General features: G+C 69.0%; 13 protein-coding genes. 4 read left to right on the top strand and 9 right to left on the bottom strand.

Annotation, left to right across the window (positions count from 1 at the left end):
• Positions 1–19 precede the first annotated feature (19 nt).
• A complete protein-coding gene (locus FDA38_RS30060; RefSeq protein WP_233715002.1) occupies positions 20–1,222 on the bottom strand; it encodes a cysteine desulfurase-like protein in 1,203 nt (400 codons plus the stop codon).
• A 91-nt stretch (positions 1,223–1,313) separates the two neighbouring features.
• On the opposite strand from FDA38_RS30060, the gene FDA38_RS30065 reads away from it, so the two are divergent.
• Positions 1,314–2,270 carry a DMT family transporter gene (locus FDA38_RS30065; protein ID WP_170989923.1) on the top strand — a complete coding sequence of 319 codons (957 nt, stop codon included), beginning with the start codon at positions 1,314–1,316 and terminating at the stop codon, positions 2,268–2,270.
• On the opposite strand, the gene FDA38_RS30070 is transcribed toward FDA38_RS30065, so the two are convergent.
• Genes FDA38_RS30070 through def form a run of 4 tightly spaced genes read right to left on the bottom strand, consistent with a single transcriptional unit; the run spans position 2,271 to position 6,183 of the window.
• Positions 2,271–3,266 carry a DMT family transporter gene (locus tag FDA38_RS30070; protein ID WP_137257476.1) on the bottom strand — a complete coding sequence of 332 codons (996 nt, stop codon included), beginning with the start codon at positions 3,264–3,266 and terminating at the stop codon, positions 2,271–2,273. It lies immediately after the preceding gene.
• 48 nt (positions 3,267–3,314) lie between these two features.
• Complete coding sequence (locus FDA38_RS30075) at positions 3,315–4,718, bottom strand: RsmB/NOP family class I SAM-dependent RNA methyltransferase (protein WP_137257477.1); 1,404 nt, start codon at positions 4,716–4,718, stop codon at positions 3,315–3,317.
• Positions 4,715–5,638: a methionyl-tRNA formyltransferase gene (gene fmt / locus FDA38_RS30080; RefSeq protein WP_137257478.1), complete on the bottom strand. Its 924-nt coding sequence runs from the start codon at positions 5,636–5,638 to the stop codon at positions 4,715–4,717. Before fmt ends, FDA38_RS30075 begins: the two co-directional genes overlap by 4 nt.
• Positions 5,635–6,183: a peptide deformylase gene (gene def / locus FDA38_RS30085; protein WP_137257479.1), complete on the bottom strand. Its 549-nt coding sequence runs from the start codon at positions 6,181–6,183 to the stop codon at positions 5,635–5,637. The genes fmt and def overlap by 4 nt, the downstream gene beginning before the upstream one ends.
• A gap of 159 nt (positions 6,184–6,342) precedes the next feature.
• On the opposite strand from def, the gene FDA38_RS43485 reads away from it, so the two are divergent.
• The gene (locus tag FDA38_RS43485; RefSeq protein ID WP_137257480.1) at positions 6,343–7,716 is read left to right on the top strand and encodes a C39 family peptidase; all 1,374 of its coding nucleotides are present in this window, start codon (positions 6,343–6,345) and stop codon (positions 7,714–7,716) included.
• Positions 7,717–8,838 (top strand): hypothetical protein, encoded by a 1,122-nt coding sequence (locus FDA38_RS30095; RefSeq protein WP_267901772.1) that lies wholly within the window; start codon positions 7,717–7,719, stop codon positions 8,836–8,838. It abuts the gene before it with no gap.
• On the opposite strand, the gene FDA38_RS30100 is transcribed toward FDA38_RS30095, so the two are convergent.
• Genes FDA38_RS30100 through FDA38_RS30110 form a run of 3 tightly spaced genes read right to left on the bottom strand, consistent with a single transcriptional unit; the run spans position 8,839 to position 10,979 of the window.
• A complete protein-coding gene (locus tag FDA38_RS30100) occupies positions 8,839–9,381 on the bottom strand; it encodes a DUF1707 SHOCT-like domain-containing protein (protein ID WP_137257481.1) in 543 nt (180 codons plus the stop codon).
• A gap of 18 nt (positions 9,382–9,399) precedes the next feature.
• Positions 9,400–10,008 (bottom strand): HAD family hydrolase, encoded by a 609-nt coding sequence (locus FDA38_RS30105; protein ID WP_137257482.1) that lies wholly within the window; start codon positions 10,006–10,008, stop codon positions 9,400–9,402.
• Positions 10,005–10,979 (bottom strand): Lrp/AsnC family transcriptional regulator, encoded by a 975-nt coding sequence (locus tag FDA38_RS30110; protein WP_137257483.1) that lies wholly within the window; start codon positions 10,977–10,979, stop codon positions 10,005–10,007. The genes FDA38_RS30105 and FDA38_RS30110 overlap by 4 nt, the downstream gene beginning before the upstream one ends.
• 96 nt (positions 10,980–11,075) lie before the next feature.
• Here FDA38_RS30110 and FDA38_RS30115 point away from each other — a divergent pair, with 96 nt between their 5' ends.
• Positions 11,076–12,383, top strand: coding sequence for an MFS transporter (locus FDA38_RS30115; RefSeq protein WP_137257484.1), 1,308 nt, complete (start codon positions 11,076–11,078; stop codon positions 12,381–12,383).
• On the opposite strand, the gene FDA38_RS30120 is transcribed toward FDA38_RS30115, so the two are convergent.
• Positions 12,316–13,527, bottom strand: a complete 1,212-nt coding sequence (locus tag FDA38_RS30120) for an MDR family MFS transporter (protein ID WP_137257485.1) — start codon at positions 13,525–13,527, stop codon at positions 12,316–12,318. The two genes, FDA38_RS30115 and FDA38_RS30120, sit on opposite strands and share 68 nt — an antisense overlap.
• Positions 13,528–13,541 lie beyond the last annotated feature (14 nt).

Consider the following 13,541-nt stretch of genomic DNA (forward strand, 5'->3'; position numbering starts at 1 on the left):
ACAGACTTTAGTTAGTGCGTCACGAACCGGTCAAGGCGGCCACCGCGGTGACGAGACGGTCGACATCCGACTGATCCGTGTACGGCGCGAGGCCCGCACGGACGGCTCCGGCCGGACCGAGGCCGAGGATGCGAGCGGGCTCGTACGCGTAGAACGAGCCGGCCGGAGCGTTCACGCCGGCCTTCGCCAAGTGCTCGGCAACAGCTGTCGGAGCGTGGCCCTCGAGGTTGAAGAGCAGGGTCGGCGTCCGGTTGGCGGCGTGGCCGTAGAGGGTGATGCCGGGGATCGCGGCGAGGCGGGTCTCGAGGTCGTCGCGGAGGCTGTCCTCGTACTCCTCGACCAACTCGAGCGAGCTGACCAGCCGCTCCCGACGGGTCGCGCCGGTTCCGCCGAGGCCGGCCAGGAAGTCGACGGCAGCAGTCGTGCCGGCCAGCAGCTCGTACGGCAGCGTGCCGAACTCGAAGCGCTCCGGTACGACGTTCGACGACGGCATGAGCTTGTCGGGTTTGAGCGTCTCGAGCAGCTCCGGCGCGGCGGTCAGCGTGCCCAGGTGCGGCCCGAAGAACTTGTACGGCGAACACACGTAGAAGTCGGCGTACTCGGCGTCGACCGGGACGTGGGCGGTGAGGTGCACGCCGTCGATATAGATGAGCGCGCCCGCCTCGTGAACCTGATCGGCTAGCTTGCGCGTGTCAGGCCGGGTGCCGAGGAGGTTGGACGCGCCGGTGACCGCGACCAGCCGGGTGCGATCGGTGAGGAGCGGGGCGACGTCGTCGAGCTCGGACGTCTCGGGGTCGAAGCCGAGCCACTTGATCGCGGCGCCGGCGGCCTCGGCAGCCTGCACCCAGGGACGGACGTTCGCATCGTGATCGAGCTGGGTGACGATCACCTCGTCGCCCTCGGACCAGTCCTTGGCGAGCGTGCGCGAGAAGTCGTACGTCAGCTGGGTCATGCTGCGGCCGAAGACGATCCCCTGCGCGGTCGTGCCGAGCAGATCGGCCATCGCTTCCCGCGCCCCGGCGACGATCTCGTCGGCACGACGCTCGGCGGCCGTGAGCTGGCCGCGGTTCGCGAGCGCCGAGGTCATCGTTCTCGAGACCGCATCGGCGACGACCTGCGGCGTCTGCGAGCCGCCCGGGCCATCGAAATGGGCCGCTCCCTCGTCGAGTGCGGGGAACTGCTTCCGGACCGCCACCACATCGAAGGCACACATGAGCGTCATCCTCGCTCACTCCTGACATCCGCCGCTACCACGTGCCCGAATGCAGATAAAAATCTCCGGAATGTCGGTGACGTAGTGCAGGATGTCAGGAGTGAGTACCGTAACGACTCCTGACAAGGCTCCGGTGCGGGCCTGGCTCCCCGTGATGCTGGCCCTGGCCGCGATCTGGGGCTGCAGCTTCCTGTTCATCTCGATCGGAGTGCGGGAGCTACCGCCGCTCTACCTGGCGCTCGGGCGGGTGATCGCCGGGTCCGTCGTACTGCTCGCGATCCTCGTCGTGAAGCGGGAGTCACTGCCGCGCGATCCGCGGCTGTGGGCACACTCGTTCGTCGCCGGTGCGATCGGATCGGCGATCCCGTGGACGCTGTTCGGGTACGGCGAGGAGCGCATCCCGTCGCTGCTGGCCGGCATCTGGAACGGGATCACCCCGCTGGTCGTGCTGCCGATCGCCGTCCTGATCTTCCGGACCGAGGTGTTCTCGATGCAGCGCGGTCTCGGGCTGCTGATCGGGTTCACCGGGATGCTCGTCGTGCTCGGCGCCTGGCGCGTCGACAGCGGAGCCGATCTGGTCGGGCAGGGGCTGTGCATGCTCGCGGCGGTGTTCTACGGGCTCGCGATCCCCTACCAGAAGAAGTTCCTGGCCGGGACCACGTTGTCCGGTACCTCGCTGTCGGCGGCCTTGTTGCTGTGCGCAACCGTTCAGCTGGCGATCGTCGCGCCGCTGGTCACCCGGCAGGCGCCGCCCGCGCCATGGTCGTTGTCGGCCGAGGTCGTGCTGAGCGTTCTGGCGCTCGGTGCCCTCGGTAGTGGGCTGGCGTTCGTGCTCAACATGCGCAACATCCGGCTGATCGGCGCGAGCCGCTCGTCGATGGTCACGTACCTGATGCCGGTCTTCTCGATCCTGGTCGGCGTGATCGTGCTGCACGAGCACATCACCTGGTACCAGCCGGTCGGCGGCCTCATCGTCCTGCTCGGCGTGGCCGTATCCCAGGGCGTGCTGACCGTTCGCCGCAAGCAACCCATCCCCGCAGAAGCGCCCGCGGTGTAGCTACCTCTGGCGTCGGAGGTTGGGGACGGCCGCGACCGCCACCGCGGCGAGCGCGAGGAGCGTGCCGACGACGACCGGGGCCGAGACCGGCTTGTCGGCGACCGGGAAGAAGACGTCGATGAACAGGCTCGCGATGAGCTGACCCGCGATCGTGCCGAGGCCGAGGACGAAGACGCCGACGACCCGGACCACGGCGGCAGCGGCGCTGATGAAGATCACGCCGCAGGCGCCACCGAAGTACAGCCAGGGTTCGCTCGGGAGGTGTCGTGGTGCGCCGCGGAGTGCGAGGTCGACGAGGAAGACGAGCAGCAGCGCGGCGAATCCGACCAGGAAGTTGACGACGCCGGCGGCGACTGCGCCGTACGCGTCGGTGGAAGCGGTCCGCGCGACCCGGCCGTTGATGGCCTGCTGTACGGCGGTGCCGACGCCGCCGAGCGCGGGCAGTACTGCGAGGAGCAGGCCGTCGGGGTGACTCAGCTGATCCGACACCGCCAGGCCGACCGCGACCAGCGCGATCATCGCGCCGACGATCCGGATGGCGGTCAGCGGCTGCGGGCCGGCCGGGCCGAAGCCGAGGCGGTCGACGACCAGGCTGCTGATCGCCTGCCCTGCCACACCAGCTACCAGGAACACCGCGACGCCGATGATGGAGACGGTGATGGACTGGGTCGCGACGAGGAACGCGCCAGCGAGTCCACCGAGACATTGCCACCAGCGCAGACCGCCGTACCCGCGCATCGGCGTACGGATCGTGCGCCAGACGTTGCCGAGCGCGCGCCGGACGGGCGGCACGACCGCGGTCGCGACCAGCAGGATCAGCAGGCCGGTGCCGAACGAGATCAAAGCCGCCGGGATCCCGTCGCCGAGGATGCCGCCGAGCTCGCCGTTCAGCCGCGACTGCACAGCCACCAGCATGCCGATCCCGAACGCCGAGACGAGGCCGACAAGATGGTGCTGTCGGGTCGAGACGGCGGGAGGCGCGGCGGTTGTTGTCACCTCACCATCATGACCGTCCGGCTTATAGCGCCTGACAGCAGGTCCGCATTATGACCGGCGGATCAGCGCCAGGTACATCGCGTCGGTGCCGTGCAGGTGCGGCCAGAGCTGCACATCCGGTCCGTCGCCGAGGTCCGGTACGCCGGGGAACAGCGGCCGTGCGTCTTCGAGGGACGCGTCGTCGCGGCGCCCCAGGACGGCGTCGACGACCGCGCGGGTCTCGTCGGGGTGGGGTGAGCAGGTCACGTACGCGACCACGCCGCCCGGCCGGACCGAGGTGATCGCGGAGTCGAGCAGGGCCTCCTGGAGCGGGCGCAGTTCGACGACGTCTGTCGGCGTACGACGCCAGCGTGCCTCGGGCCGACGCCGAAGCGCACCGAGTCCGCTGCAGGGGACGTCGGCCAGCACGCGATCGAAGGAGCCGGCCGGCCAGGTCGGCTTGGTGCCATCGCCGACCAGCACCTTGTGGTTGCCGGGGATCGCGCGGAGGTTGGCGCGGACCAGCTCGGCCCGGTGCTTCAGCGGCTCGACTGCGGTCAGCTGCCCATCCCCTACCAGCGACGCGAGCAGGGCCGACTTTCCACCCGGTCCCGCGCAGAGGTCGAGCCAGTTGGCGTCGTCTCCGTCGACCTTCGCGGATGCCAGCGCGATCGCGACAAGCTGCGACCCTTCGTCCTGCACCCCGGCCCGGCCGGTTGCGACCGCCTCGATCCGCCCGGGGTCACCCCCGCCTTCGAGCACAGCGCCGTACGGCGACCACCGCGCGGGCGTCGCACCGCCCGCCACCAACTCATCCACTGTCGCCAGCCCGGGTCGCACCACCAAGCTCACCCGCGCAGGCTCGTTGTCCGCGACAAGCAGCTGCTCCAGCACGCCACTGGCCACCGCCTGACCAGCCGCCGCGCCGCGGTCGAGGGCCCGGTTGAAGGCCTCGACGACCCAGCGCGGGTGGGCTTCGGCAAGCGCGAGGTAGCCGATCGGGTCGCTGTCGGCGGCCGGTGCCACGGTCGCGATCCACTGGTCCAGCGAGCGCTGGCTGATCTTGCGGAGTACCGCGTTGACGAGGCCGGTGCGTTTCTGGCCCAGCTCCGAGCGGGTGAGCGTAACCATCTCGTTGACCGCGGCATACGAGTCGACGCGCATGTTGAGTAGCTGGTGCGTGCCGAGGCGGAGCAGGTCGAGGAGCTCCGGGTCCAGGTCGGCGAGAGGGCGGGAGACGCTGCGGGCGAGGAAGGCGTCGTACGTGCCCTGCCAGCGCAGCGTTCCGTGGACGAGCTCGGTGCAGAACGCGGCATCGCGGCCCGACAGGCGCGCGTCGCGAAGCGCCTTGTTGAGGGCGAGGTTCGCGTACGCGCCCTCGGCCGTCACCTGCCGGATGACCTGGAACGCGACCACCCGGACCCGATCCGGCCGGACCTGCGGCGCGCGATTACGCGGCGACCGATCACTCACCCCAGAACGTCCTCATCGGTGAGACGGATGCCGCGCGCCCAGTCAGCCGCGGCCATCGGCTTCTTGCCCTGCGGCTGGACCGTCACGAGCTCGACCGCGCGACTCCCGGTGCCGACCTTCACGCTCGACTTCGTCGCCTGCAGCTCGCCCGGCTTCAGCTCTTCGTCGGTCAGCCGTACGGCGAGCACCTTCAGCCGCTCGCCCCGGAACGTCGTCCACGCCCCCGGCGCCGGGTTGCACCCACGCACCAGCCGATCGACCCGCTGGGCCGGAGCGCTCAGATCCAGCTCGGCGTCCTCGACCGTGATCTTCGGCGCGAGCGTGACGCCGTCGGCCGGCTGCTCCCGGGCCTCCAGTACGCCGGCCTCGATCCCGTCCAACGTGTCGACCAGAAGCTTCGACCCGGACACGGCCAGCCGGTGCAGCAGATCGCCCGACGTGTCCGAAGGGCCGATCGGCTCGGTCAGTACGCCGAACACCGGCCCCGCGTCGAGCGCCTTCACGATCCGGAACGTGCTCGCGCCGGTGACGTCGTCGCCCGCGATGATCGAGTGCTGCACGGGCGCGGCCCCACGCCAGGCGGGCAGCACCGAGAAGTGCAGGTTGATCCAGCCGTGCTGCGGGATGTCGAGCGCGGCCTGCGGCAGCAGCCCGCCGTACGCGACGACCGGGCAGCAGTCCGGCGCGATCTCCCGCAGCCGCTCCAGGAACGCCGGGTCGCTCGGCTTCACCGGCTTGAGGATCTCGATCCCGCCGAGCTCCTCGGCGTACTGCGCGACCGGCGAGGCTACGAGCTTGCGCCCGCGGCCGGCCGGTGCGTCGGGGCGGGTGACGACGCCGACGAGTTCGTGGCGGCTGGCAACGATCGCCTCGAGGGCGGTGACAGCTGGTTCCGGCGTACCGGCAAAGACGACTCTCACAGGCCAAAACCATTCGTCGGGTGGGGTGAGACCTTGATCTGCGGCGGGCCGGCCAGGCCGGACCACTCGGACTCGCGGATCGCCTTCATCGCAAGCTTGCGGGTCTCCCGGTCGAGGCGGTCGACGAACAGGATGCCGTCCAGGTGGTCGGTCTCGTGCTGGATGCAGCGGGCCAGCAGGTCCGAGCCCTCGATCACCACCGGGTCGCCGTACATGTTGAAGCCCTTGGCGATCACCGACTGGGCGCGGCGGCAGTCGAAGGTCAGGCCGGGGATCGACAGGCAGCCCTCGGGGCCGAACTGGTCGTCGGTCGAGAGCGACAGTTCGGGGTTGATCAGGTGCCCGAGCTCGCCCTCGACGTGGTACGTGAACACCCGCAGCCCGACGCCGATCTGCGGCGCGGCCAGGCCGGATCCGGGCGCGTCCTGCATGGTGTCGGTGAGGTCCGCGACCAGGCGGCGCAGCTCGGCGTCGAAGTCGACGACCGGCTCGGCCTTGGTGATCAGCACAGGGTCGCCGAACAGGCGGATGGGTTGGACCGACACAGATTCTCCACAGCTTTCACCGGACCGGGACCGAGCAAGTCTAGTGGGCCGGGCGGACGGAATCCGGCGGGAGGGGCCTCCCGTTTGTTGCCACAAGCACGTACTGTGGTCTCAGGCGTACCCTCAGTCACTGCCGTCACACGCCGCTCGGGAGACCCAATGCTCACTGCAGCACGGGGGGCAACTCTGATCCTCCTGGGTGCACTGCTTGCGCAGGCACCCCTCACTGCCCAGGCCTACCAACCCCGCGAGCCCGAGTACTCCGGGCCGCCGTCCACCGCGACACCCACGGTCGCGCCCACCCCGGTGCCGACCTCAGCTCCTACCTCAGTTCCCACCTCTGCTCCTACCTCAGCTCCCACCGAGGAGCCCTCCGCGACGCCGACGCCGAGTACGCCGGTCGCGGAGCCGGCTGCGCGGTCGTGGAGCGAGGTGGTGAAGCAGGTGACCGAGACGTCGCCGGGTGATCTGCAGGTGCGGTCCGCGGACAAGTCCGAGCAGGCCGAGTCCATGCTCCGGTGTTTCAAGCTCGACACCGAGAACTACTGCCTCGGCCTCGGCTTCGTCGACAAACTCCCGACCGGCGCGCAGCTGCAGTCGCTCGTCAGCCCGCCGACCCTGCGCGCGGCAGGCGACGTCGGAGTCGAGCAGGACATCCCCACCGGCGACCTCACCCCCGCCGATTTCGTCGCCCAGCGCGCCGCGATGCCGAAGAGCACCCGAGTCAGCGCCGAGCTGGACGAGATGCAGGCGGCGTGGAACGGCCGCGAGAAAGCCCGCGAACTCCGCGAACTGGTTGCCGCCGGCACCCCGCCGGTGAACCCGCAGGAGCCGAGCCGCGAAGCGGCGCCCGCCACGCCCGAGGCCGGGACGACGGCTGCGCCGACTGCGACTCCGACTGTGACGCCGACTCGGACCGCGCCTACGGTGGCTCCGTCCAAGCCGGTCCCGTCCGCGCCGACGACGCCGGCCGCTCCGGTGAAGGTGCCGGCTTCGGCGTACATCATGAAGGGTTTCCAGACCTCGCAGGAGAAGGGGTACTGGTGTGGGCCGGCGACGTTCCAGTCGATCGACTGGGCCGACGACAACCAGAAGGACACCCAGGCGTCCTGGGCGAAGGATCTCGGCTCGACGACCGGCGGTACGGCGATCTCCTCGATGGTGAAGCAGACCAACGCGAAGACCGCCTGGCCGAAGTCCGCGGGCACGTACATCGTCCAGAACGTGTCGGACTGGAACGCGCAGACGTTCTTCACCGTCCACCAGAAGCACCTCGGCGTGTACAACGCCCCGGTGATCGAGCACGTCCAGCTGCTCAAGCGGTACTTCCCGTACCTCGCCTTCAACCACAGCGGCCACTACCAGGTCGGCCGCGGCTACGACAGGGCGAACGGCACGATCGCGATCTTCGAGGTGTTCAACGAGCGCCGGTTCAACAGCCGCGGCAACGTCACCGACGGCCCGCGGAACATCCCGGCCAGCGCGCTGTTCAACGCCACCCTGGCCAATTCCTTCAAGAACATCGGGTTGTAAATGCGTCGTCGTACGGTTGCCGCAGGCACCCTTCTCGTCTTGTTCGTGGCCGGCTGCTCGTCAACTGAGCCGACCACCACGCCAACCCCCACTCCAACGCCGAAACCGTCGGTCACCCCAACAAGGCCGACGGACAGCGGTACGGCGATCCCGGTCTGGGCGAATGTCCTGCGGCAACCGGTCGACGGCCAGCACCTCGTCACCCAACAACACAAGTACGTCGTCACCCGCGGCAGCGACGAGGCCGGTACGACGACCATCACCGACCGCACCAGCAAGAAGGCCGTCGTCCGCCACGTCCCCGCGACCGGTTTCGTGGCCCAGTCCCCCGTCGTCCTCGACGACCACTGGGCTCTGATCGAGGACATCCGCTCCGACGGCCCCGACCCGCAGATCAAAGTCGTCCGCTACGACCTCACCACCGGCAAGGCCGCACCACTCGCCGGGCTCCCACCGGTCTCCGAACCCGAGATCGGCGCATACGACGGCACGTTCGCCTACAGCTCCACCGACGCGAAGAACCGCTCCTGCCTGATCGTCGCCGCCCTGGCCACGCTCAAGTCCCGCGCAGTCACCTGCGTAGACGCCCCCGGATACGTCGCCGATCCCGTCGTCTCCGCGGACACCGTCACGTTCAGCGAGATCATCGCCCCGGAGACCGCCCGCCGCTGCAAACGCATCCTCTCCGCTCCCCTCTCCAACGGCACGGCCAAACCGGTGCCCGCAGCAACCAACTGCATCCAGTGGAGCGGCGCGACCATCGGCGGCGCAACGGTCTGGTCCGAGGTCGCCGCCGCGGATCCCGACCAGTACCAGAGCAAGGCGTACGTCCGTGAGTCCGGCGACTCCCCCGCCCGCCCGCTCGGCGTCGTCGTCACCGACACGATCCTTGCCTGCAGCAACTGGATCCTCTGGGAGGTCCGAACCGTCAGCTCAACGGGCGAGGAGACCTACCAGATCAACCGCTGGCGCCCCGGTCTCGCGAAACCGCAACGCATGTACGCCGCGAAACCCGGCGTCGCACTCACGCCGATGACCTGCCAGGACAACACGGTGTACGTCGAGGCGGCGTACCTCGCGAGCACACCGACGTACACGGAAACGATCTCGGCGGCAGTCTGATTACCAGCGCGCGTGCCGGATCCGCACCTTGCCGAACCCGACCGCACCGCTGATCCGGATCCGCGGACCTGTCCCGGTCGACCCGCGCGGCGGCTTGTACTGCGAGTCCTTCCAGGTCGTGTGCAGACCCTCGAGCTCGACGATCGCGTTCCGCGGTACCCGGATCTTCGCGCCGCCGGTGCCGAGCTTGAGCTCGATGTCGACCTCTTGATGCTCGAAGATCGCCCGGGTCAGATCGAGCCGGACCCGGCCGAACGCGGAATGCACCTTCAGCTTCCGCGGCACCCGCCAGACACCGACACGGCTGATCCGCCCGGATGCCGCGCCGATCGTCGCCGAGCGACCGGGGTCCGGAGCCGGCAGCGACTTGAGCGCCAGCTCGAGGTCGCGCCTGGTCCGGGCACTGAGCACCTGGTGCAGCCGGGCGTCCATCTCCTCGTGGGTGAGGATCCCGTCCGTGTAGGCCTCCTGCACGCGTCGCACAGCGGTGTCGCGATCCACGTCCCCGATGGCGGGCGAGCGGTCTCCAGGTACGAACGTCACCAATCCACTGTAGTACCGCTACACGGCCAGACCACGGGTCCGGAGTTGCGCACGAAGGTCGGCTGCACCGGTGAAGACCTCGGCGTCGAGACCGACCACGCGGGCGCCGTCGACGTTGTACGCCATGTCGTCGGTGTAGAAGGTGCGCGCCGGCTCCAGACCGAAGCGGTCGATGAGGATCCGGTAGATCTTCTCGTCCGGCTTCACCGTCTGCTCGACGCCCGACACAACCTCTCCGTCGAACTGCCGGAGGATCGGGAACGCGTCCTTCGCCACCTCCCACTTCTCACCGGAGAAGTTCGTCAACGCGTACGTCGGCACGCCGAGCGCCTTGAGCTCGGTGAGAACCGCAGCAGTGTCCTCGAACACGCCCTTGACCATCTTCAGCCAGCCGGTGTCGTACGCCTCGATCCACTCGGCATGCTCCGGGTGCAGACTCTTCAGCTCCGCAACCGCCTCGGCCCAGGCACGGCCCTCGTCCTGCTTGTGGTTCCAGGCCGGCGTGGCCACGTTGGTCAGGAAGTGCGACCGCTGCTCCTCGTCCGGAATCAGGTCGGCGTACAGGTAGTTGGGGCTCCAGTCCAGCAGCACCCCGCCGATGTCGAACACCACCGCGTCGATCGTCATGTCCGCAACCCTACGAGACTCGGTGAGAACGGCGCCGCTGCCTTCACCGTCCGGAGCACCGGGACAGTCTCGATAGCCGTGATGTGCTCGATGGCTCCGACGCGCTCGGTCAGGTAGGTGTGCAATGCGTCGGGGCTCGCGCAAAGTGCCTGGGTGACAAGGTTCGTCCGGCCGGTGGTCGCCGCCACGAAACCGAGCTCGTCGTGCTCGGCCAACGCTCGACCGACCGCGTCCAGGTGTGCTGGCGGGACGGACAGCCACAACATCGCGCTGGTCGTGTAGCCGAGCGCGGTCGGATCGACGTCGACATCGAAGTAGATCGCGCCGGCCTGGTGCAGTTCGTCCAGCCGCCGCGCGACGGTCGCCGTCGACCAGCCTGTGCGTACGGCGAGATCCGCGTGCGTGGCGCGACCGTCCTCGCCGAGCGCGGTCAGCAACTTCGCATCACCGTCGCCGAGCGGCTTGCTGGGTCCTCGATCAGTTGGCGTAGCGATGAAGGCCGCGGCCTGCGCCGGCGTCAGACTCTTGGCCCGACCACGCCAAGCGGTCGGGCCACCGACGTACATGTGCAGCAGGTACTGCGCCGAGACCGACGTGATGCCGGTTGTGCGCGGGAGGTCGTTCAGCAGGAGCGCGCTGCCGTCGGTCGGGGTGCTGTTGACGATCGACACGATCTCGGTGCCGCCCGCGGTGAACTTGATCCAGCTGGTGTCGGGGCGACGAGCCAGCGCGGCGGCGAGGTCCTGCGCCACGTGCGGGGTCGCCGTGAGGCGTACCAGCCACAACGCCCGCCCGGCTCTCTGCGGATCCGGCAGGCCGATGACCCGCAGACCGGCCTCGGCCCGCAGCCGGTTGAAGCGGCGGGCCACCGTCTGCGTCGAGACTCCGAGGACCTCCCCGACCCGGCTGTACGGCGCCCGCCCGTCGAGCTGCAGCGCGTGGATCAGGGCTCGGTCGATCTCATCAAGCATGTGAAGATTCTCGTTCACGGCATCCAGGAATGGAAGATTCATTCAGGTTCCTGAGCAGATGTGGAACATTGGGTGGCCGGATCTGATCGTAGTGGGATGAAGCGATGGATCGGGCTGATTGCCCTGCTCGTGGCCGAGGCCATGAATCTGTTGGACGCGACGATCGTCCAGGTCGCGGCGCCGGTCATCCACGGTGACCTCGGCGGCCGGACCTCCGACATCCAGTGGTTCAGCGCGGCGTACACCCTGCCGTTTGCGGCTCTGCTGATCACCGGAGGCCGACTCGGCGATCGGTATGGCCGGAGGCGAGTCTTCCGCATCGGCGTTGCCGCCTTCGTGATCACCTCGACGACTTGCGCGTTGGCGATGAACCCAGGCCTGCTGATCGCATCGCGCGCAGTCCAAGGCGCGGCAGCCGCCCTGGTGATTCCGCAGACGATCGGGTTGATCAAGGCCGGCTTCAGCGGTCCGGCTCTTGCAAAGGCGCTCGGCACGATCGGTCCCGTGATGGGGCTGGCCGGCATCTCAGGGCCGCTGCTCGGAGGGTTCATCACCGAGGTCAGCACGTGGCGAGCGGTCTTCCTCGTCAACGTGCCACTGGGCGTCGGCGTACTCGCTCTCGCACATCTGTTGCCCGAGTCGGCGGCTCCGCAGCGACCGCGCATCGACATATTCGGGACGGCGTTGCTCACCGGTGGCACCGCGCTCGTCGTCTATCCGATCCTGCAGTCGCGCGACTGGTACTTGTTGATCGGCGGCGTGGTGCTGCTCGGGCTTTGCCTGCTGCGGGGCAATCTGATCGAGACGAGTCTGTTCGCGCACCGCGGGTTCGCTCCGGCGCTCGCGACCTCCACGCTGTTCTTCGCGGTGACGAGCGGGCTGACGCTGGTCGTCGTACTGCACGAGCAACTCACGCTCCACCACGGTGTCATGCGCGCCAGCCTCGCGCTGCTCCCCTGGTCCGCCGCGACCGGGATCGCCTCATTGGTTGCGGGTCAGTGGCTGGTTGCCCGGTTCGGATCACGGCTGATGTACGCCGGTCTCGGCGTACTGCTTGTCGGCCTGGCGGCTGCGCCGTACGCGCTCCTGCCTGCGTTGGCCGTCGGCGGTGTTGGGGTCGGACTGTTCACGACGGCGTTCTTCACGGAGGCGTTGCAGCGGGTGGAGCCGCACGAGACCGGGTCCGCGGCGGGCCTGCTCAACGCAGTACAGCAGTTCGGCGGGACGCTGGGCGTTGTGGCGTTCGGCACGATCTTCCTGCGTCACCCCGTCTCGCTCGACCGTGCTGCGTGGGTTGCGGTCGCGGTCGTCGTAGCGACGGTCGCGACCGCTCACCTCATGCGGTCGCCGCGTTGGCTGCGGCTCGGGCGTGGAGCGCCGGAGCCAGCGAGTACTGGCCGATGAAGATCACTACCCCGAGTACGGCGCAGCCGAGCCAGGTGACTGTCGGTCCGAGGTGCTCGAGCGCGTTCGTGCCGGCCAGCGGACCGATCACGGTGCCGACGCCGAACGCCATCCCGGACAGACCCATGTAGCGGCCGCGCAGGTCGATCGGCGCGAGGTCGGCGAACACCGCGCCGATCACCGCGGCGAACCCGATCTCCCCGATCGTCCACACCACGACCGACAAGGCGTAACCCCACCAGCTGTGCACGACAGCGCCGACCCCGAAGCCGAGCCCGACCACGAGCATCGAGGCCGCGAGCAGTTTCGGCCGGTCGAGCTTGGCGTACCACTTGCCGAGGAACGGCTGGACGAGCACGATCACGACACCGTTGAGCGCGATGACCAGTCCGTACGTCCGGGACGAGAGACCGTCGTCCGACATCGCCAGCGGCAGGGTCGAGTAGCCCTGCATGTAGATGGTCGCGTAGCCGATCTGGATCAGGATCATCATCAGGAACACGGTGTCGCGTACGACGACGGGCAGCAGCGCTCGGCGTACCGAATCCTCCTCGGGAGCCGGGCGGCTCTCCGGCACCATCGCCCAGATGACCAGGCCGGCGACGACCGACGTGGCGGCGTTGACCCAGAACAGCAGGCCGTAGCCGAAGGAGGCCAGCACGCCGGCGCTGACGGTCGAGACGGAGAAGCCGAGGTTGATCGCCCAGAACAGCAGGCCGTACGCGCGGACCCGTTCGGTCGGCTGGAGCAGGTCCGCGACCGTCGCTTGGACAGCCGGGCGGAACAGGTCGCTGAGCAGGCCGACCAGGAAGGCGGTCACCCAGATCAGCGCCATCGAACGGGCGGATCCGAGCAGGATCAGCGCGGCGCCGGTGCCGAAGAAGCAGATCAGCATCGTGACCCGGCGGCCGACCCGGTCGGCCAGCCAGCCGCCGACGAGCTGCGCGCACACGGACCCGGCGCCGACGGCGGCCGCGACGGCTCCCGCCGTACCGGCCGAGAGGTGGCGGTCGTGGGTCAGGTAGAGGACGAGGAACGGTTGCACGAAGCTGCCTAGCCGGTTGACCAGCTGGCACACCCACAGCGCCCAGAACGCCCGCGGCAGGGCGGTGGGCGTGGTGGTGTCGATGGCTACTGCACTCATGGGATCAACTCTCG

The sequence above is a fragment of the Kribbella jiaozuonensis genome (assembly GCF_005233875.1).
Taxonomy (GTDB): domain Bacteria; phylum Actinomycetota; class Actinomycetes; order Propionibacteriales; family Kribbellaceae; genus Kribbella; species Kribbella jiaozuonensis.